We start from the raw sequence: 20,215 nt of genomic DNA, 5'->3' as shown, positions 1-20,215 counted from the left end.
CCGCGCCTGCGCGCCCTCCCGCCCGCGAGGAGGAGCGCCCCGAGCAAGCTCGACCCGTACAAGCCCGTCATCCGCCAAAAGCTCGAGGACGACGCGCGGAACTGGCGCAAGCAGCCCTTCAATAAGTTGCGGTGAAATAGTGTCTGTTTTTGCTGCTAGATAGCATATTCAGTCCCTAATTCACCGCAACTTGTTGGTGGTGGCTTACTGGTAGCGTAGGCACTCCACCGGGTTGAGCTTTGCCGCGCGGCGAGCGGGGTAGAAGCCAAAGATTACGCCGATGCCGACGGAGACGGCGAAGGCCAGCAGCACCGTGGCGATTGAAAAGCTCGGTGTGATTTGCCCGCTGGCACCGAGCTCGCTGAGAACCCCTGATCCTGCGGCAAACATCGCGAGGCCCCAGGCCAGCAGATAGCCAATCAGGACACCCAGCAGGCCACCGGTGACGCACAGCGCCGAGGACTCGGCCAAAAACTGCGCGGTGATATCGCGACGACTGGCGCCCAGGGCACGGCGAATGCCGATCTCGCGGATGCGCTCAGTCACGTTGGTGAGCATCATATTCATAATACCGATCCCGCCGACAAGCAGCGAGATACTGGCGACAGCACCCATGATGAGCGAGAAGGCGCCCATAAAGGAGTTGAGTGCATCGATGGCGCTTTTCATGGAGGTCGCCGATACGCTGTCGTACTCATCATCCTCCGAGATGCCCTTCATCGCGCGCACCTTGGACTCGATGGTCTTGCAGAGCTCGTCCATGTCCGTGCCCTCGGCGGCAAGTGCCGTCACGCTGGGGAATGAAGGATTCTCGTCGCCAAACAGGCCGGAAATGGTTTCGCGTGGCATATACAGCGTAAGCGAGCCCATGGAGTCGCTGCCGCCATCAATCACGCCTACAATCTGCACCTCGCCGTTGGACACCTTGATGGTTTTTCCCAGTGCGTCCTGTTCGTTGCCGTAAAGCTGATCGGCGCCGCCGCGGCTGATGAGCGCAACGCGCGAGCCTGATTGAGACTCGGCCTGTGAATAGACACGTCCCGCAACGAGCTTGCTGGCACCCACAGCGTCGAGCATGTCGCTATCGACACCCTGTGCCATGACGGTATAGCTTTTATCGCCGGTCTTGTACTCGGTATACGCGCTGTCGACAATGCCAATCTGCTCTATCTGCGGCACCAGTTTTTGAAGCTTCTGGACGTCAGAATCGGTGAGTTCTTGCGACGAATAGATTTGCACCATGCGTGCCGCATTGAGGCCTAGGCTATTGACCAAGCTGTTTTGGATGCCGCCGATGAGCGATGTCATGGCGATAACCGAGGCGATGCCGATGACAATGCCCAGGATGGTGAGCAGGCTGCGCCCCTTGTTGGCCTCGAGCGAGTGAAGTGCTTCTTGGATGAGGTCGCGCGTGCTCACACCATCACTCCTTTCTGCGGGATGGTCGGGTCGGAGATCGTGGGTAGGTTATCGACGGCGCTGCGCAGGGTCCGCGGTGTATGTGGAATATACGCGCCGTCGTGAATACGACCGTCGCGGATGGTCACGGCACGGTCGGCCTCGGCGGCGATGCCGGGGTCGTGCGTGATGAGTATGATGGTCTTGCCGCGCTCCTGGAGCTTATGGAAGGTTTCCATGACGAGCGCTCCAGTGGCGGAGTCCAGGTTTCCCGTCGGCTCATCGGCCAGGATGATGGGCGGATCGTTGACGAGCGCACGTGCGATGGCGACACGCTGCATCTGGCCGCCCGAAAGCTCGGATATGCGGTGGTCCCAGTGGTCGACGGGCAACGTGACGGCCTGCAGCGCGTGCACGGAGCGCATTTCGCGCTGGCTACGGGGCACGTTGGTGTAGGCCAGCGGCAGCATGACGTTTTCGATAACCGACAGGCGCGGCAGCAGGTTGAAGCTCTGAAAGACAAAGCCAATGCTCAGGGCGCGGACTTCGGTGAGCTCGTCATCATCGAGCTCGGCCACGTTGAGCCCTTGCAGGTAATAGTCGCCCGCCGTCGGTTTGTCCAGGCAGCCCAGGATGTTCATGAGCGTTGATTTTCCCGAGCCCGAGGGGCCGGTAATGGCGACGAACTCGCCGGGATCTACCGCCAGGCTCACGTTGTGCAGGATATGGGCGCATCCGGCCTCGCTCTCAAAGATGCGGTGCGCGTTGCGAATGTCGATGACGGGACGCATTACATACCCTCATCGGCAGACATGCTGCCCGAATCAGCGCTGTAGCCGCCGTCAGCCGTTGCGTCCGCTCCGGTGTCCATGACGAGGGTGTCGCCATCGCGTAGCTTGGTAACCGGCACGTTAGGATTGATCTCGTTGCCCTGTTCATCGTGCTTGACCTGCGTCTTGCCGACTACGGCTTCGTTGTCGTTTTGCGTCACGACGGTCACCTTCACGCGATGGGTTTGCTTGCCCTCGTTATCGGTTGCCACGTTGACGTAATAGTGTTCGCCGTCTTCGGTCATGAGCGCCATCGCCGGCACCATCACCACGTCGTCGAGCTGCTCGGTCACCACCGAGACCTCGGCCGTCATGCCCGGCTTAAGGCGTGCGTCGGGCGCCTCGATGAGGATGTCGACGTTAAAGGTTACGCTGCCGCCGCCGTAGTTGGAGTCGGAGTTTGCCACCGAGGCGATAGCCGTGACGGTGCCTTGGCTCACGATATCGGGAAACGCGGGATACGTGACGTTGGCGCTCTGCCCAACGGCGATCTTGGCGATGTCCTTTTCGCCCACCTGCACGGTCACCTTCATCTTGGACAGGTCGGCGATCTGCATGCACTGCTTGCCGCCGCTCGTATCGCTTTCGCCCATGATCATGCCGCCAGTTACCGTGGCGCCCACCTTGGCGTTGAGCTCCACGATGCTACCCGAGCTCGGGGCCGTGACCGTGCGACTGGCGGCCTTGGCATTCGCCTGGTCTAGGTTTGCCTGGGCCGATGCGAGGCTGCGCTGCGCGGCCGATACGGCGTTCGTGTCCGCTGATGCGGCGGAGATGCCAGCCGCTGTGGAAGCTCCATCGACGTCCGTCGTTGGGGTGGCCTGCGCGGCGGCTGCGGTTTTCTGTGCGTTGGCGAGGTCTTCTTGAGCGGCTGCAACTGCACGCTGCGCCTCGGCAACGTTGCGATCGAGCTCGTCGTTTTTAATGGTCATGAGCACGTCGCCCTCGTTGACGGATTGGCCTGCCTGCACGTTGATCGAATCGACCGTGCCGTCAACAGAAGGGGAGACCACTGAGGACGAAATGGGTTTGAGCTGGCCTTTCGCCTCGACCGTTGTGGTAAACGTGCCCTCGGTCACCATGTCGGTCACAGGCCCGCTAGCGCCCTGAGGCTGCGCATTGATAACCAGGGTTGCGACAATGGCAATGAGCGCGATGGCACCCACGACGCCGGCGGCAATACCGCGTCGAATCAGCTTTTTGCGTCGACGTTCGGCACGTTTTGCCTTGAGCTTGGCATATGCCTCTTCATCGGAAATCTCGGCCGTATCGTTCGTGCGTCCGTTCTCCTTGTCGGCATGTACGTCAGTAATCAGAGGAATCGTTTCGGTGGCACCTTCGGGCGTGTGCTCGGTATCATCCGGGCCCGGGGCGATCGTGGGGACATTCGGCATAGCGTCTCCTTTATAGAAAGAACCTCGATAATTATATGCGCCCACCGGCTGGGGCGGGCGCATAGGACGGTTTCTTTCGGAACTGTTAGATTGGTCGTAGCGGTTCCACGTTGTATGAATGTGCGCGTTGCACTACGAGTGCACGACCACGCACAGGCCGACTTTGATGCAGTCGTGAAGTGCCTTGGCGTCGGCCAGGCGCAGGTTGATGCAACCGTGGCTGCCGCACCACTTGTAGGAGTTGGGGTCGTCAAAGCTCTTGTCGTTTTGCCACGTTGCATCGTGGAAGCCGACCATGTTTCCCTCAAACGGCATCCAATAGCTTACCGGGCTCTCGTATTTGGGCTTGCCGGTCTCGGGGTCCTTGGCACCGATGAGTTTGCTGGCGCCGTCGTTGCTGTTGATCTGCCAGACGCCCTCGGGCGTGGCGTCCTCGCCCGGCTTTCCCGAGATAAAGTTGGCCTCCCACACGATATTGCCGCTCTCGTCGTAGTAACGCGCGTGCTGCTCGGACAGGTCGACGTCGATATACGCCTTCCAGTCGGGCTCTCCCTTTGCGGTAAAGGTGTCGGCCTTCTGGGAGTACTTGATCTCGATCTCGCCGGTCTGCTTGTTGTTAATGGCGTCCTCGACCTGCTTGGCGAGCGAGCTGCTGTCGATGGACCAACCAAAGTCGCCGCCTTCGACGGCGCACTGCTTGCCATCGGCGCGCGTCCACCAGCGAGTGGAGCCCACGGTATTAAAGCCGTTGGCGAGCTCGGCTGCCCAGCTACTGATCTGCGACGTATCGAGCGTGGGGTTGGCGGGATCGGCAAAGCTGATCCACTGCAACACGGAGCTGCCATCAACCTTGCCGGCATCCTCGCCGTTGAGCTTGAGGGTCACGTTGACGCCCAGGAAGTTGTTGGCGGCATCGCATGCGGCCTGAATCTGATCATCGGTCAGCGTTCCATTGAGTGGCTCATAGGCATCGTTGCCGAGCTTGGAAAGATCTACGGTCTCGGCCAGCGAGGCAAGCTCGAGCTCGGCATACTTAATGACATGCTCGCGGTTGAGCTTTTCGTTGGAGCGCGCCTTCTCGACGGTAAACTTGCCGGCCTGCTCGTCATAGGAGCTATTGGCCTCGAACGTGCCCGAACGGCCCTCGTTAAACTCGTCGATGGCGGCGCCCAGATCCTCCTCAAACTGCTTTTGGTCAAAGGTGTCGGAGAGCATGGACAGGTCGACGTCTTGATCAAGATCGACTTCGTTGGAGGTAGCGGTTGTTTTGGTCTTGCCGCTTAAGGATTCCACAAGACGGACCGGCCATATAAAGGCTTCGTTGTGGCTGATGATTTCTTTTGCGGCAGCTTCGCCGTCGACGATGGGCTCATCGGACTCGGGCTGATAGGTCCAGCTAAAGTCATCGCCTGTCACGGCGAGCTTATAGTGCTTCCATGCCGAGTTGACCTTGGTGGCGGCAGACGAAGCGTTGGAGAACGAGACGTCGACGCCGGCGATGGTGGTGTTGGGGTAGGCTACCTGCGAAAACGCTACGATGCCTACGATATAGACAATGACGATAAGACCCAGGACGACAAAGAGCGTCGTCTTTTTGCCCGACTTATTGTTGCCGGCGGACTTGCGCGCGGGACCGCGATCGCCTCGGGCGTGCGTGGGGGGCTGCTTGGGCGCATTGCCGTTTGCCTGGCGCTGCTGACGTTGTTGACGCTGCTGTCGCTGCTGGTTCGGGCGTTGGGAAGCGTTTGCCGCACCACGCTGCTGACCGTGGCTCGGCGCGATAGGACGCGATGACTGAACGCCGCCGGTGTGCCTGCTCGGCTGCTGCGGATCGGGAATCAGTTGAGTTCGATCGTTTTGCGACATCGTATGCATATCCTTCGAATTTCGCCTTATGGCTCATCGTGTTTTTACTGGGCTTGCATTATAGCGATTGCCCTGCTGTTTGTGGTACGGAAACGGTGGCATTCAAAAGAGGTGGGACATTTGTCCCACCTTTGAGTCATTCTTTGCCGCTATCCGCACACACCGCATTTTGCACAGGCCGAAAGTGCGGCCGGAGCCTGCGCGATGCCGCCCTTTGCCGTCTCGCGCAGCGTGGCCGGCAACGCGTGACCCACCGAGAGCATGACATGTGCCATCTGGTCAAACGGCACCAAGCTCTTAATGCCTGCGAGGGCGAGTTGTGCCGAACTAAAGGCCGCTGCCACGCCGATGGCGTTGCGGTTTTGGCAGGGCACCTCCACGAGGCCACCGACGGGGTCACAAACGAGGCCCAGCAGGTTACTCAGCGCGATGGAACTGGCGTCGAGCGCCTGCTCGGGCGTGCCGCCGAGCATCTGCACCAGCGCGGCGGCTGCCATGGCGGCGGCGCTTCCCACCTCGGCCTGGCAGCCGCCCTCGGCGCCGGCGACGCAGGCGCTCGTGGTGAGGTTGAGGCCGATGGCGGCTGCGCAGTAGAGCGCGTCCATGACCTGCTCGTCGTCGAGCTGAAGGTGATCGGCGAGCGCCAGCACGCAGCCGGGCACGACACCCGCGGAGCCTGCCGTGGGGGCGGCGACGATCACTCCCATCGTGGCGGAGCGCTCGAGCACGGCCATCGCGCGGGCCACGGCGTCGGTTTGAACGGTGCCCATTAAGTTGGAGCCAAGGTCGTTGCGGCCGGTGGCATCGACAAGCTTTGCTTCGCCGCCGATAAGCCCGCCGAGCGAGCGCTGCGGATTGACGATGGGGGCCGTGGTCTCCTCGCGCATAACGTCGAGCACGCGGCGCATGGCGGCGACGGCGTGGGCCTCGCCGGTCAGACGCGCCTCGCGCATGGCCATGATGGCGCCGATGCTGAGCCCCAGTTCCTTGCACGCATCGAGCAGCTGCTCGCCGTCGTCGAAGATCTCCTTGGCCGAGACGCCTGGGGAGAGCGACGAGGCCGAACCGGGGAGCTCGATAAAGGTCGCGTAATCGACATTGTCGAGCTTGCGTAGCATGGGGATAACGGTGTCGTCGGGCGCGCCGTCGGTCTCAAAGACGGAGTAGGCCTGGCCGCCCACTTCGGTGCGGTAGGTGCGGCAGAAGGCGATGTTCACATGGGCGTAGGCGAGCAGGTTGGTGAGCGCTGCGAGCACGCCGGGGACGTCCTGGTGCGCCACGAAGAGCGTGGAATACATGCCCGAGATGTCGACGCCGACGCCGTTGATGCGGCTGATGCGCATCTTGCCGCCGCCCAGGCTCTCGCCACGGACCTGCGCCGCGGCGCCCGTGGCGTCGACCATGTCGATGTCGACGGTGTTGGGGTGGATGGAGGCGTCGTCGCCCTTAATTTCAAAGTGATAGTCGAGGCCCTGCTCGCGTGCGAGGTCGAAGGCCTGCTTGATGTTCTCGTCATCGGTGTCGAGGCCCAGGATGCCCGCGACGAGTGCACGATCGGTGCCGTGGCCGCGGTAGGTATGGGCGAAGGAGTTCCACAGGCCAAAGGTAACCTTGGTGATGCGGCCTTCCAGCAGGCTGGCGGCAACTTGGGCGCACCGCAGGGCGCCGGCGGTGTGCGATGAGCTGGGGCCGACCATGACGGGGCCCAAGATCTCGAATGCCGAGGTCGTAGCTAGTGTTTGCGGCTTGCCTGCCATGGGTGCTCCTTTACGTGGCTCGTCGTCCCGAGGGGCGGGGCATAAGGTCGCCTGCTCGGACAGTCCTGCTCGCACGGAGAGCACATTAAGTGCTCTCCGGCTCGTGCGGAACTCGCGATCGACCTTATGCCCCGCCCCTCGGGACTAAGGATACATGGTTGGAGTGCCCGTGCTGCAAAATTCATTAGCTAGTGACGCAGTGTAGGTTCATATCGAAACATCTTCACTACTGGATTAATAAAAAAGAAGTACCGCTTGGGGGCGGTACTTCTTTTGAAAGCGTGTGCGTGTTGTGACCTTGGTGGTTCCCAATTACAGTCCGCAGGCTGCTTTGAGTTCTTCGACTCGGTCGGTATTCTCCCAGGTGAAGTCTGCGTCTTCGCGGCCGAAGTGACCGTAGGCTGCCGTCTTTTCGTAGATGGGGCGACGCAGGTCCAGGTCGCGGATGATTGCGCCCGGGCGCAGGTCGAAGGTCTTTTCCACGGCCTCGACGATTTTGTCCTCGGCAACATGTGCGGTGCCAAAGGTGTCGACCATGATCGACAGCGGCTTGGACACGCCGATGGCGTAGGCAAGCTCGACTTCGCAGCGGTCGGCCAGACCGGCGGCGACCACGTTCTTGGCGACCCAGCGCGCGGCATACGCGGCGGAGCGGTCAACCTTGGTGCAGTCCTTGCCACTAAAGGCGCCGCCGCCGTGACGGCCGTAGCCGCCGTAGGTGTCGACGATGATCTTGCGGCCGGTGAGGCCCGTGTCGCCCATGGGGCCGCCCACGACAAAGCGACCGGTGGGGTTCACGTAGATGTCCGCGTTGTCCCACGGCATGTTCTCGGCGGCCATGACCGGGGTGATGACGTGCTCGATGAGGTCAGCCTTGATCTTGCCCATGTCCTCGATCTCGGCGGCGTGCTGCGTGGAGATGACGATGGTCGTGACCTCGACGGGCTTGCCTTCCTCGTAGCGCACGGTGACCTGGGTCTTGCCGTCGGGACGCAGATAGGCGAGGGTGCCGTCGTGGCGCACGGCGGCCAGGCGCTCGGCCAGGCGGCTTGCCAGGTAGTGCGGCATGGGCATGAGGGTCTTGGTCTCGTTGGAGGCATAACCGAACATCATACCCTGGTCGCCGGCGCCGATCAGGTCGATCGGGTCGGTGGTGGCTCCGGTCTGGGTCTCGAAGGACTCGTCGACGCCCTGGGCGATATCGGGCGACTGCTCGTGGATGAGGCTCATAACGCCGCAGGTGTCGCAGTCAAAACCGAACTTGGCACGGTTGTAGCCAATGCGACGGATAACGCCGCGGGCGATTTCCTGTACGTCGACGTAGGCCTGGGTGCGAATCTCGCCTGCGACGATGACGGTGCCGGTGGTCACGAGGGTCTCGCAGGCGCAGCGGACGTTCTCCACGTTGGCAGGCACGCCGTTGGGGGCGATGTAGCCCTGCTCCTGGAGCTCTATTTCTTTGGCGAGGATTGCGTCGAGGACGGCGTCGCTGATCTGGTCAGCGATCTTATCGGGATGACCTTCGGTCACCGACTCCGACGTAAAAACAAAGGACCCGTGTTGGGGTGGGATGGAACGAAGTTCTTCTGACATGATTGTCCTTTCAAAAACGTGTCCCGGCGACCGTTACCATTCCGCCGGGCTCTCTATGCAAGGGCACATCATAGCGCGTAAATCAAACATTCACACCCTTTCCGCACCTACTCATTGGGGACAGACTTAAATGAGTAGGTCGGTGCCCTTTGTGCGGAGGTTGCTTTGATGCTTTATACTGATGCGATTAGACATCCATCCTGCAATCGAGGAGATTTCCATGGCATCAGACGTTCGCGTCCGCTTTGCACCCTCACCGACGGGCAAGCTGCACATCGGCGGCGCCCGCACCGCTATCTATAACTGGGCTTTCGCCCGCGCAAACGGCGGCACGTTCATCCTGCGCATCGACGACACCGACCCCACCCGCTCCACCGACGAGAACACGCAGATCATCCTGCGCGCCATGCGTTGGCTGGGCCTGGACTGGGACGAGGGTCCCGAGGTGGGCGGCGACTTTGGCCCCTACGCCCAGACCGAGCGCCTGGACCTGTACAAGCAGGCCGCCCAGAAGCTTTGGGACGAGGGCAAGGCCTATCCCTGCTTCTGCACCAAGGAGCAGCTCGATGCCGACCGCAAGGCCGCGCAGGAGCGCAAGGACCCCTTCCAGGGCTATCAGCGCCGTTGCCGCGATCTTGATCCCGAGGAGGCCCGCCGCCGCATCGAGGCCGGCGAGTCCTACGTCCTGCGCATTAAGGTGCCCGAGGACCGCGGAGACGTCGTCATCCACGACGCCGTCCACGGCGAGGTGACCTTCGACGCCAAGGAGCTCGACGACTTTGTCATCTTCCGCTCCGATGGCACGCCCACGTACAACTTCGCGACCGTCGTCGACGACGCCATGATGAAGATTACCCATGTCATCCGCGGCGACGACCACCTGTCCAACACCCCGCGTCAGGTCATGGTTTACGAGGCCCTCGGCGCGCCCGTGCCTACGTTCGCCCACATCTCCATGATCTTGGGTGCCGACGGCAAGAAGCTCTCCAAGCGCCACGGCGCCACCTCGGTGGAGGAGTACCGCGACGCCGGTTACCTGTCCGACGCCTTCGTCAACTACCTGGCGCTGCTCGGCTGGTCGCTCGACGGCGAGACCACGATCATCCCGCGCGATGTCCTGGCCAGCAAGTTCTCGCTCGACCGCATCTCCAAGAACCCGGCGACCTTCGACCCCAAGAAGCTCGACTGGGTCAATGCCGAGTACATCAACGGCATGTCCGATGCTCAGTTTGCCGACGAGATCATGGTCCCCGAGCTGCATGAGGCGGGTCTCATCGAGGGTAATGTCGAGTACGGCGAGGATTGGATAGACGCGCTTGCCGCCATTGTAAAGCCGCGCACCAAGATGCCGGCCGACGCCGTGACCGTCGCCGCTCCCATCTTCGCTACGGCAGAGACGCTCGAGTATGACGAGAAATCCGTCAACAAGGGCCTGGCCAAGGAGGGCATGGGTGCCATTCTTGATGCCGCCAAGGCCGCGCTCGAGGGTGTGAACGAGTGGACGGCTGCCAACATCGACGCCGCGCTTGAGCCGCTGCCTGAGCAGATGGACCTCAAGAAGCGCGTGGTGTTCCAGGCCGTGCGCGTCGCCGTCTGCGGCAACATGGTGAGCCCTCCGCTGGGCGAGACCATGGCGCTCGTCGGTCGTGACGACTGCCTGGCGCGCATTGACCGCGCCCGCACGATGGCGCTGTAATCGCTGCGCAAACGTATGTATCCGAGCCCCGTTCACCCGAGCGGGGCTCTTGTTTCTGTACCGATGAGCGGGTTGCTGGGACAAAATAATCAGTAGTGTTTGTCCCACCCCTTTCAGGTTCGTTCGTTAGAGGTGGTGTATGGCTCAACAACTGTCGCTGTTTGGTTCGCCGGAACCGGAGGTGGCTCCGGTGGTGCCGGTATCCGCTGCTGCCCCGGCAAAGCCCAAGCCTGCACCTGAACCCGTCGCCGCTTACGCGAGCGTGGTCCTCGACATTCCCACCCGCGCGCTGTCCGAGCCATTTGCCTACGGCATTCCGCAGTCCATTGCCAACGAGGCGCAGATCGGATCCACGGTCCTGGTCCACTTTGGTAACCGTGCCGCCGCGGGCTATATCGTTGACATTGCGCTTGAGATAGGCGACCTGCAAGGCAACATCGCCCTCGATCCCACGCGCATAAAGCCCATCGAAGCTATCCTCAGCAAACCGCTCTTTACCGCCGAGGCTGCCCGTATCGCACGCTGGATGAGCCGCGAGTATGTCGCGACGCTTTCCGAGTGCCTCCGTCTGTTCTTGCCTCCGGGTGGCAGTCCGCGCGTCGTTAAGGGCGATGACGGCGCATGGTCGGTTGAGCGCCCCGCCGTCAAGCCCATCCAAAACCGCTGGGTGATGCTTACGCCCGAAGGCTTTGACTACACGCCGCCCAAGACCGCGGTCCGCCAGCGTCAGCTCATCGAGGCGCTCCAGTGCGGCCCGGTCACGACGCGCGACCTCAACCTTCTCTATAACAGCATGTCGGCGACCATCAAGGCGCTCGAAAAGCGCGGCGTCGTGGTGGTGGAGGAGCGCCGCGCCTGGCGTGGCTGCGGCGAGCAGACCACGCTGTCCTCGGCAAGCGGCAAGGCGCCGGTCTCCCTTACCAACGGCCAGCAACAGGCACTCGCGCAGATTGAACGCGCCCGTCTGGACGCCCATGGCGACGTGGTGCTCGTGGACGGTGTCACGGGCTCCGGCAAAACTGAGGTTTACCTCTCTGCCATCGAGCGCGTGCTCGTAGCTGGTCGCTCTGCCTGCGTGTTGGTACCCGAGATCTCGCTGACGGCCCAGACCGTCGGCCGCTTCCGCTCGCGCTTTGGCGAGACGGTCGCCGTTTTCCATTCGCGCCTTTCGGCCGGCGAGCGCTTGGACCAGTGGGATATGGTTGCCAGCGGTGCGGCCCGCGTGGTGGTCGGCGCCCGCTCGGCGCTCTTTTGCCCGCTCAGCGACCTCGGTCTCATCATCATCGATGAGGAGCATGAGACCAGCTACAAGCAGGGTTCCAGCCCGCGCTACCATGCGCGCGAGGTAGCGGCCGAGATGGCGCGTCGCTATCGCTGCCCACTCGTGCTGGGCTCGGCCACACCTTCTGCCGAAGCGCTCGACCGCTGCCGCCGTGGCACGTATAACGGTGGCACCTGGACGCGCGTCGAGATGCCGGAGCGTCCGGGACACGCCGTGCTGCCTACGGTGCGTATTGCCGACCTGCGTCGTGAGTTTTCGCACGGTAGCCGCTCAATGTTCTCAAAACCGCTGATGGAAGGCCTGGAGCGTGTGGTCGAGCGTCGCGAGAAGGCCGTGCTGCTGCATAACCGCCGCGGCTTTGCGCCGTTTTTGATGTGCCGCGAGTGCGGTTGCGTCCCCACCTGCAACCACTGCTCCACGGCGCTTACGTACCACGAGCGCACCCATACGCTGCAGTGCCACACCTGCGGTTCGTCTTGGCGCGTGCAGCCGTATCCCGCTCCCACGAGTCGCTGCCCCAAGTGCGGTGGCCGTTACCTGGCAAAAATGGGGCTGGGTACGCAGCAGATCGAGGACGCACTGCACCAGATGCTGCCCGACGATGTCGCCATCATTCGCATGGACGCCGATTCCACGCGCGGCAAGGACGCGCACAAAAAACTTCTCGAGCAGTTCGATGCCGCCGATTGCGCGGTGCTGCTGGGTACCCAGATGATTGCCAAGGGCCTCGATTTTCCCGAGGTCACGCTCGTGGGCGTGGTCAATGCCGACTTTGCGCTGAAGCTGCCCGATTTTAGAGCGGGGGAGCGCGCTTACGATCTGCTGGAGCAGGTCGCGGGCCGTGCCGGACGCGGCGATCGCCCCGGCGAGGTCATCATCCAGACCTATTTGCCCGAGGATCCGGTCATCCGCGCCGTCGCCGAGCACGATCGTTCGATCTTTACCGACTACGACCTGGACCAGCGCCGCGACGCACTGTATCCGCCGTTCGTGCGCCTGGTCAATATTTTGGTGTGGTCGGCAAGCCGCGACGATGCGCAGGATTACATTGGGCGCATTGCAAAGTTTCTCAAGCGCCGCTGGCATGCTGCCGCGCCCGACTTTTTGCGGGCGGGGAGCACCGTGCCTCAGGTACTGGGGCCGGCTTCGTGTGTAATCGAGAGAGCCAAGGACCGTTATCGTTTCCACCTGCTTGTGAAGTCGCCCGTGGGGTACCATGTCTCTGATGATATCGACGCCTGCCTCAAAGAGGTGGGTTCCGTGCGCGGCGTGAGCGTGAGCGTTGACGTCGACGCCTATGATTTGATGTAACAACCCGAAAGGATGGCCATGGAAGCCAACGGAATCGTACTGTCGCCCGACCCGCGCCTGCGTCAGGAGTGCGCCGTCATCGAGGAGATCACCCCGGCGATCGAGGCGCTTGCCGAGAAGATGAAGAAGATGATGTTCGAGAACGGCGGTTGCGGCCTGGCTGCTCCGCAGATCGGCGAGCTCATTCAGCTTGTCACCATCGACTGCGACTACAGCGACAAGAACGACTACGACCCGTACGTGCTCATCAACCCTGTTATTGTTGAGCAGAGTGACCATCTGGTGCCGTTTAGCGAGGGCTGCCTTTCCATCCCCGGCATTAGCTGTGAGATCGAGCGCCCCGACCATGTCGTCGTCGAGGCGTACGACCTGGATGCCAACCTGATTCGCTATGAGGCCACGGGCGACCTGTTCTGCGTGTGCCTGCAGCACGAGATCGATCACCTGCACGGCAACACCATGTTCGAGCGACTGAAGCCCATGCAGAGGCTCAAGGCCGTCAAGGAGTACCAGGACGCCCTGGCCCGCGGCGCTCGACCGGGCGAGACGGAGTAAGTCCCACCGTCCCCGGTGCTGAGTGCCCGCATATCATCCCGTGCTCAAACATTCTCGCTTTGCTGCGAAACTGCGCGCGGGACGATATGCGGGCACTCAGCACCGGGGACTGCGTTGTTTTTACTCGGTTCGCTCGGGTGCCGTTGGGCCAGGGAGGGGCGTCTACGCTGATAATTGCTTTGTTGGAAGAGCTGCTTTTATTGCGGCTCTTTCTTTGGTTTTGGGTATATTTGTTTCTGTTGAACTGTTCTTGCGGCTGGGTGCGCTTCCGACCTGGGCGCTGTTATTTGTAGCCGTCTCGGCTCGGTTTGAGGGGAGACATTGTTTTATGCGTATTGTGTTTATGGGTACGCCCGATTTTGCTGTGCCCTCGCTGACTTCGCTTGTCGAAGCTGGCAACGAGATTTCGCTGGTTATTACACGTCCCGATGCTGTTCGTGGGCGTGGTAAGAAGCTTGAGCCTTCTCCTGTTAAGGCCAAGGCGCTTGAGCTGGGGTTGCCGGTTGTTGAGGCCAATCGTATGACGCCGGAGGTTGTTGAGGCGCTTCAGGCTGCGCAGGCGGATATTTTCTGTGTGGCTGCTTATGGCTGCATTTTGCCCGATGAGGTGCTGCATATGGCGCCGCTTGGCATTGTGAATGTTCATGCCTCGCTGCTGCCTCGTTGGCGTGGGGCTGCTCCTATTCAGCGTGCCATTCTTGCTGGTGATGAGATTGCTGGCGTTTCTATTATGCGCATTGGGCATGGCGTGGATACTGGTGCTTATTGTGCTCAGACTTCCACGTCGGTTGCCGGTAAGCATGCCGAGGCGCTGACTATGGAGCTCGCTGAGCTCGGCGGCAAACTGCTTGCCGATACGCTTCCTTCTCTTGCCGATGGCACCGCCGTGTGGATCGAACAGGATGAGGCGCTCGTTACCCATGCTGCCAAGATTTCTAAGCAGGAGATGCGCTTGGATCCGCACATGGCGGCGCTCGATTGCGCGCGTCATGTGCTGGCCTCTTCCGATACCGCGCCTGCTCGTTGCGTGATTGCCGGCAAGACCGTGCGCGTGCTCGATGCTGCGCCGGCTGATGTGTCGCTTGGTGAGGGTCAGGTTCTCGTTCAGGCTAAGCGTGTTTACCTTGGCCTTTCCGATGGCTCGGTTGAGTTGCTCGAGGTTAAGCCTGATGGCAAGCGTGCTATGGCCGCTTCTGCTTGGGCTGCTGGCCTGCAGGGTGCCGATCTTTCGTGGGGTGTTTTGTCATGAGCAAGCTGTCTCCCGCGCGCAAGCTTGCGCTCGATGTGCTGATGGAGGCCGATCGCCGCGGCATGTATGCACGCGACGTGCTGTCCTCTCGCGCATCGGCCAAGGCTATTGACCAGCGCGATTCCGCTTTTGCCGCCCGCTTGGCGCTGGGTGTTGCCGCCACGCAGGGTATTTTGGACGAGCTGCTCGACCAGTTTCTCGATAAGCCTAAAAAGGTTGCGCCGCGTGTTCGTATGGCGCTTCGTATCTCGGCCTTCGAGATGCTCTATCTGCATACGCCGGGCCGCATTGCCGTTAGTCAGGGCGTTGAGCTCGTTCGCAGTGGTGCTAAGTCTGCTGCGGGCCTGGCAAACGCGGTGCTGCACAAGGTTGCGGACAACGTTGAGGACTTTGCCACGGCATCCGACGTGGATGAGTCCGAGCGACGCTTGGTTCGTCTGTCGCGTCTGATGGGTCTTCCGCGCTGGCTATGCGCTCGCATTATGGCGTCGTTTGACACTCCAGAGGGTGCGCTCGGCTTCGCCGGCAATCTGGCGCCCGCGCCGCTCGCTTTGCATGAGAACGCCTTTGCAACCAAATCTGATCCGTACCTATCGCAGCTTGTGGCGCCTGTGTTCCCTGGCTGTCATGCTCCGGTCGATGCTCAGGTTACGGTTGCGTCGGGCGTATTTGAGCGTGCTGCTGCCGTGGCCTCGGACCTTAACGCCCAGCTTATCGCCACAGCTGCCACGCGCCCTGGTAGCTGCCTTGAGATTGGTGCCGGCCGTGGCACCAAGACCTATGTGATGATGTGCCAGGCCAAGCGTGCGGGCTATGAGCGTCAGCATACGGCGCTCGATCTGCATGATCGCAAGTGCGATCTGAATCTCGCTCGTCTGCATAAGGCCGGTATTCAGGGCGTTCGCACGGTTTCGGGTGATGCCTGCGAGCTTAATGAGGTGCTCACATCGTTTGATGCCATGCTTGGCGAGCCGGTTAAGTTCGACACGGTCTTTATCGATGCGCCGTGCTCTGGCACCGGAACCATGCGCCGTCATCCTGAGATACCGTGGCGCCTGACCGAAAAAGATGTGACGGTTGAGCTGCCCAAACTGCAGCTTACGATGCTCAAAGAGGCTGCTGCGCGCGTGGCTGCCGGCGGCGAGCTCATCTATGCGACGTGCTCGGTTTTCGACGAGGAGAACACGCAGGTCGTGGAAGCGTTTCTGAACTCTCCCGAGGGTACCGGTTTTAGCCTGGAGCCGCTCTCCGAGGCGCAGATTCTGCAACTTCCCGAGTTCGATCCGGCCAAGAAGCTCGTCTCCGTTCGTCAGAACGATCGAGGCCTGTTCCAAAGCGTGCCGGTAAATGCCGATTCCTACGACGGCCACTTCTGCACCAGACTAGTCCGCAAGTAACTACTAAGTTGCGGTGAAATTGGGATTGAATAGCGGCTTCTAGCCGCCAAACAGTCCTTATTTCACCGCAACTCATAAGGAAACCTGGGTAGCTAAAGAAGCAGCCCCGCGATCGGTGTTGGTCGCGGGGCTGATTGGTTTCTAGTGGTTATGCGGGCAGTTGGCGCAGCAGCCGTTGGTGGCGCTGGTGCTGGAGCCGCCGCTTCGCTGGTCGGTGTTGTAGAAGCCGCTGCCCTCAAATTTAATACCGCTGGTCGAGAACGTCTTGGCCGCCGGGGCACCGCAGCTCGGGCACACGACCTCGGGAGTCTCGGACATGGGATGCTCAACCTCAAACACGTTGCCGCAGCTCGAGCACTTGTAATCGTAGCGCGCCATAATACTTCCTTTTCAGCACAAAGCGGGCAGATCGCTCTGCCCGCAAAAATTCAAACGTCTGTAACTGTACCCTATATCGGGCGTTTTATCACGCTTCGCCCCAGAATCTATGCGTGTTGCGCAGGAGCTGTGCGGTTTTGCCCTCAGCGGCCGCAACGTCGGCCTCGTCAGCCTGCCAGGTCCAGTTGCCCGTGGCCACGCCCGGTACGTTCATGCGCGTGTCGTCGCCAAGCCCCAGCACGTCCTGCAGCGGCATCATCACCAGGGGAGCGTCGCTTGTCAGCGCGTCGCTCATCAGCTTGGCTGCCACCTCAACACCGCTCGGCTCGTCGCCGCCCGCAAAGGAGCGCGTGCACCAACCCGCGAGCGTCGACGTGTCGTGAGTCGATGTGTACAGGATCTTGCCGGGCGTAGGGTGCACGCCGCAACGAACGTCGTAATCGCTAAACTCCAGTACGTCCATACCGGGGAAGCCGCAGGTCGAGGCCATGGCGCGAACGCCGGGCGTCAAATAGCCCAGGTCCTCGGCGATAAAGTTGAGCGGACCCAGCTCGTCATAGGCGGTCTGGAACAGGTCCTTGCCCGGTCCCGCCAGCCAACGCCCGTCGGCGCAGGCCTTACCCGCGGGAATGCTAAAGTAGCTGTGGAAGCCCAGGAAGTGATCCAAGCGCACGCGGTCGTAGAGCGAAAACGCACGACGTAGGCGATCCATCCACCAGCTATAGCCGTTCTGCTTCATGTGGTCCCAGCGGAACGTCGGGTTGCCCCACACCTGGCCCTCGGGCGCAAAGTTGTCGGGCGGCGCGCCAGAAATCTCAATCGCCTTACCGGTATCGGACAGCCAGAAGTTCTCGGGCTCGCTCCATGCATCGGCCGAATCGTCCGAGACATACATCGGGATATCGCCGATGACCTCGATGCCCTTCTTGTGCGCGTAGTTCATGAGCTCGCACCAGGCTAGGTCAAAGCGGTACTGCATGTACGCCTGCAGCTCTGCCTCGTCGTGGAAACGCTTGTCGTCAATCAAGTGCTCGTTGTAGCGCGCAACATCTGCCGGCCAATCGTGGCGCGATTCGCCCTCAAAGTACTTTTTGACGGCCATATAGACGCAGTACTTCTCGAGCCAATCGGCATTGCGATGTTTAAACGCGGTGTACAGCGGATCGGCATCCTCGCCGCCGTGGGCCTTCCAGGTCTCAAAGTCGGCGGCTAGCTCCTTGTGGCTTTCGGGCAGCAGGTCGATATTGCCTGCAAAGGCCGAAGGACCGGCGTAAGGGGAGCGAAAGAAGTCCGTCGGGTTGACAGGCAGGACCTGCCAGTAGCGCATGCCCATAGCGGCCATATGGTCGATAAAACGACGCGTGGGCGCGCCGATCGTGCCGGGCTTACCGTCGTCGGTCGGCACCGATGTGATATGGCACACAACGCCCGCACCGTAATCGAGCGGCTCCTGCAGACGCTGCTCGGCGTGGTGATAGATGATCGACGATCCCAGCGGATACAGGTCGAGCGTGACGGTGCCATTGTGAATCTCGCACTCGTGACCGCTAATCACATCGCTCGCACATTCGTCGAGCGCCGGAATCGTCACGCGGTGTGAATTGCGCAGGCTGCGGTTGATGATAACCGTAGCGGCCTCGCCATCCTTGCCCGTGCGGTTGTATGCCAGCACCTCGTCGTTGAGCGCGAAGGCCTTGATCTCGCCGTCGATCATAAACGGCAGTGCGCGGCGTACGGCGGAGGCGTTTTTGACAATAGCCAGCGTGTCGAAGTCGTGCAGTTGGTCCTTGGTCGGCAGGGTGCGGCGGTTACCCGGATCGGTAAGGCCCTCAAGGCCGTACTCGTCGCCATAGTAAATCGATGGCACACCGGGGAACGTCATCTGCATGAGCGTTGCGAGCCAAAAACGGCTCTTGGCCAGGCCCATCGAGTTCTCGTCCAGACGCCATTTGCTGCGCTCGCACTCGGGCAGCTGCGACTCATCGGGGCCGCCGCCGAGCACCGAGATAATGCGCGGACGGTCGTGGCTCGAAAGCAGATTAAGTGCGCAGGACAGGGCCTCACGGGGATAGTTCTCGCGCAGGGTTTCGATATCCTCGGCTGCCTGGTAGGCGTTCTTGTAGCCCATCAAAAAGCCGATGACCATGTCGCGGAAGGGATAATCCATGGCCGAGTCGAGCTCTGAGCCTTGCAGATAGCGGCGCAGATGGCCGTAGCTGATCTTGTTGGAGGCGTCTTCCCAGACTTCGCCGAGCAACAGTGCATCAGGCTTCTCGGCGAGCACGGCCTTTTTGATCTCGGCCAGGAAGTCATCGGAAAGCTCGTCGGCCACGTCTAGGCGCCAGCCATGAGCGCCGGCACGTAGCCATTTACGGATCACGCCGTCCTTGCCCAGGAGCCGCTCGCGTACCAGCTCAGAGCTCTCATTGATGGCGGGCATATTGCCCACGCCCCACCAGCAGTCGTATGAGCCGTCCTCGTGGAAATAAAACGCATCGCGCCATGGAGAATCCTCGCTCTGCCACGCGCCCACGCCGGGGTAGTTGCCGTAGCGGTTGAAATAGATCGAGTCATCGCCCGTGTGGTTGAAGACGCCATCCAGAATGATGGAGATGCCCAGCTTCTCGGCCGCCTGGCACAGCTCGGTAAAGTCCTGCTCGGTGCCCAGGATCGGGTCGATCTTGGTGTAGTCGGCCGTGTCGTAGCGGTGGTTGCTCGCGGCTTCAAAAATGGGGTTGAGGTAGATGGCTGTAAAGCCCAGCTCGGCGATGCGAGGCAGGTCTTCCTGGATGCCCTTGAGCGACCCGCCGTAGAAGTCCCAGGTTTTGATGGAGCCGTCTTCGGCGCGCTCGTACACGGGCGGCTCGTTCCAGTCCTCGACCATGCGGCGCTGGATTCCGTTGCGTGGTTTTTCGACCTCGGCCAGCGTGCGCTCGCGCCAGTTTTCATCTCGGGCGTAGCGATCGGGGAAGATCTGGTAGACCATGCCACGCTCGTACCACTCGGGACGCACTTCGCGGTGCTTATAGACGGTAATCTGGAAGGACGGAACCTCGGCGTAGTCGTAAGTTACGCCCTCTCCGCCGGTGCGACCCTGCGGTGCGCCCAAGCGGACCTCGGGCTGGCCCTCGATATTGCATATAAAGCTGTACCACACAAGACACGGTTCAGTGCATTTGAGCTCGCCGGTAAAAATGCCATCGCCTTCGTGCTCCATTGGGATCAGGGTCTCGCCGACTTCATCGACCCAGGTGCGCAGCGTAAGCGTTGCCTGGTTGGGATCGGCATCCTCCAAAATCACCGAGAGTGCAACGGAAGTTCCAGTGGTCACAGCGCCAAACGGAGTGCGAAACTGCGGTAGACGGCTGTTGTGTATCAATCTCATAGTACGGTCCAGTTCAATAGAATCATGGCCTGCGGGCCATGGGTTTTACGCCTAAGATGTAAGTATATCTGTAGTACACAGGGTGTATAAACAACATCCGTTTACCATCGGCGAACGGTTGTCC

Annotated in this window: 13 protein-coding genes; 5 read left to right on the top strand and 8 right to left on the bottom strand. The window is 61.2% G+C overall.

Annotated elements, in window-relative coordinates:
* Positions 1-204: 204 nt before the first annotated feature.
* The 6 genes from ACEG18_RS01600 to metK form a co-directional block, all read right to left on the bottom strand.
* On the bottom strand, positions 205-1,419 hold the full coding sequence (locus tag ACEG18_RS01600; RefSeq protein WP_372540993.1) for an ABC transporter permease: 1,215 nt from the start codon (positions 1,417-1,419) through the stop codon (positions 205-207).
* Positions 1,416-2,189: an ABC transporter ATP-binding protein gene (locus ACEG18_RS01595; protein ID WP_372540992.1), complete on the bottom strand. Its 774-nt coding sequence runs from the start codon at positions 2,187-2,189 to the stop codon at positions 1,416-1,418. Before ACEG18_RS01595 ends, ACEG18_RS01600 begins: the two co-directional genes overlap by 4 nt.
* A complete protein-coding gene (locus ACEG18_RS01590; RefSeq protein WP_372540991.1) occupies positions 2,189-3,622 on the bottom strand; it encodes an efflux RND transporter periplasmic adaptor subunit in 1,434 nt (477 codons plus the stop codon). The genes ACEG18_RS01595 and ACEG18_RS01590 overlap by 1 nt, the downstream gene beginning before the upstream one ends.
* A 132-nt stretch (positions 3,623-3,754) precedes the next feature.
* The gene (locus tag ACEG18_RS01585) at positions 3,755-5,488 is read right to left on the bottom strand and encodes a L,D-transpeptidase (RefSeq protein ID WP_372540990.1); all 1,734 of its coding nucleotides are present in this window, start codon (positions 5,486-5,488) and stop codon (positions 3,755-3,757) included.
* Between the two features lie 149 nt (positions 5,489-5,637).
* Positions 5,638-7,245, bottom strand: a complete 1,608-nt coding sequence (gene sdaAA / locus ACEG18_RS01580) for an L-serine ammonia-lyase, iron-sulfur-dependent, subunit alpha (RefSeq protein ID WP_372540989.1) — start codon at positions 7,243-7,245, stop codon at positions 5,638-5,640.
* Positions 7,246-7,557: 312 nt separating this feature from the next.
* Complete coding sequence (gene metK / locus ACEG18_RS01575) at positions 7,558-8,838, bottom strand: methionine adenosyltransferase (RefSeq protein ID WP_089571822.1); 1,281 nt, start codon at positions 8,836-8,838, stop codon at positions 7,558-7,560.
* A 220-nt stretch (positions 8,839-9,058) separates the two neighbouring features.
* Here metK and gltX point away from each other — a divergent pair, with 220 nt between their 5' ends.
* From gltX to ACEG18_RS01550, 5 genes are all read left to right on the top strand, one after another.
* Positions 9,059-10,534 carry a glutamate--tRNA ligase gene (gene gltX, locus ACEG18_RS01570; RefSeq protein WP_372540988.1) on the top strand — a complete coding sequence of 492 codons (1,476 nt, stop codon included), beginning with the start codon at positions 9,059-9,061 and terminating at the stop codon, positions 10,532-10,534.
* Between the two features lie 139 nt (positions 10,535-10,673).
* Positions 10,674-13,127, top strand: coding sequence for a replication restart helicase PriA (priA, locus tag ACEG18_RS01565; RefSeq protein WP_372540987.1), 2,454 nt, complete (start codon positions 10,674-10,676; stop codon positions 13,125-13,127).
* An 18-nt stretch (positions 13,128-13,145) separates the two neighbouring features.
* Complete coding sequence (gene def, locus ACEG18_RS01560; RefSeq protein WP_148331380.1) at positions 13,146-13,682, top strand: peptide deformylase; 537 nt, start codon at positions 13,146-13,148, stop codon at positions 13,680-13,682.
* 328 nt (positions 13,683-14,010) lie between these two features.
* Positions 14,011-14,931 (top strand): methionyl-tRNA formyltransferase, encoded by a 921-nt coding sequence (gene fmt / locus ACEG18_RS01555; protein WP_372540986.1) that lies wholly within the window; start codon positions 14,011-14,013, stop codon positions 14,929-14,931.
* Positions 14,928-16,328: an RsmB/NOP family class I SAM-dependent RNA methyltransferase gene (locus ACEG18_RS01550; protein WP_372540985.1), complete on the top strand. Its 1,401-nt coding sequence runs from the start codon at positions 14,928-14,930 to the stop codon at positions 16,326-16,328. The genes fmt and ACEG18_RS01550 overlap by 4 nt, the downstream gene beginning before the upstream one ends.
* A gap of 141 nt (positions 16,329-16,469) precedes the next feature.
* Here ACEG18_RS01550 and ACEG18_RS01545 read toward each other — a convergent pair whose 3' ends face one another.
* A complete protein-coding gene (locus tag ACEG18_RS01545) occupies positions 16,470-16,706 on the bottom strand; it encodes an FmdB family zinc ribbon protein (protein WP_118334366.1) in 237 nt (78 codons plus the stop codon).
* Between the two features lie 88 nt (positions 16,707-16,794).
* Positions 16,795-20,091, bottom strand: coding sequence for a 4-alpha-glucanotransferase (locus ACEG18_RS01540; protein ID WP_372540984.1), 3,297 nt, complete (start codon positions 20,089-20,091; stop codon positions 16,795-16,797).
* Positions 20,092-20,215 lie beyond the last annotated feature (124 nt).

The sequence above is a fragment of the Collinsella aerofaciens genome (genome assembly GCF_041537385.1).
Lineage (GTDB): Bacteria > Actinomycetota > Coriobacteriia > Coriobacteriales > Coriobacteriaceae > Collinsella > Collinsella aerofaciens_BV.
Note: the sequence above shows the minus strand (reverse complement) of the source record. Positions and strands in the feature narration are given on the sequence as shown.

Excerpts from the sequence above, each read along its gene's own strand:
- sdaAA (WP_372540989.1), bottom strand. The coding sequence starts at position 7,245 with ATGGCAGGCAAGCCGCAAACACTAGCTACGACCTCGGCATTCGAGATC.
- ACEG18_RS01545 (WP_118334366.1), bottom strand. The coding sequence starts at position 16,706 with ATGGCGCGCTACGATTACAAGTGCTCGAGCTGCGGCAACGTGTTTGAG.
- ACEG18_RS01540 (WP_372540984.1), bottom strand. The coding sequence starts at position 20,091 with ATGAGATTGATACACAACAGCCGTCTACCGCAGTTTCGCACTCCGTTT.
- priA (WP_372540987.1), top strand. The coding sequence starts at position 10,674 with ATGGCTCAACAACTGTCGCTGTTTGGTTCGCCGGAACCGGAGGTGGCT.
- fmt (WP_372540986.1), top strand. The coding sequence starts at position 14,011 with ATGCGTATTGTGTTTATGGGTACGCCCGATTTTGCTGTGCCCTCGCTG.
- def (WP_148331380.1), top strand. The coding sequence starts at position 13,146 with ATGGAAGCCAACGGAATCGTACTGTCGCCCGACCCGCGCCTGCGTCAG.
- gltX (WP_372540988.1), top strand. The coding sequence starts at position 9,059 with ATGGCATCAGACGTTCGCGTCCGCTTTGCACCCTCACCGACGGGCAAG.
- ACEG18_RS01585 (WP_372540990.1), bottom strand. The coding sequence starts at position 5,488 with ATGTCGCAAAACGATCGAACTCAACTGATTCCCGATCCGCAGCAGCCG.
- metK (WP_089571822.1), bottom strand. The coding sequence starts at position 8,838 with ATGTCAGAAGAACTTCGTTCCATCCCACCCCAACACGGGTCCTTTGTT.
- ACEG18_RS01550 (WP_372540985.1), top strand. The coding sequence starts at position 14,928 with ATGAGCAAGCTGTCTCCCGCGCGCAAGCTTGCGCTCGATGTGCTGATG.
- ACEG18_RS01595 (WP_372540992.1), bottom strand. The coding sequence starts at position 2,189 with ATGCGTCCCGTCATCGACATTCGCAACGCGCACCGCATCTTTGAGAGC.
- ACEG18_RS01590 (WP_372540991.1), bottom strand. The coding sequence starts at position 3,622 with ATGCCGAATGTCCCCACGATCGCCCCGGGCCCGGATGATACCGAGCAC.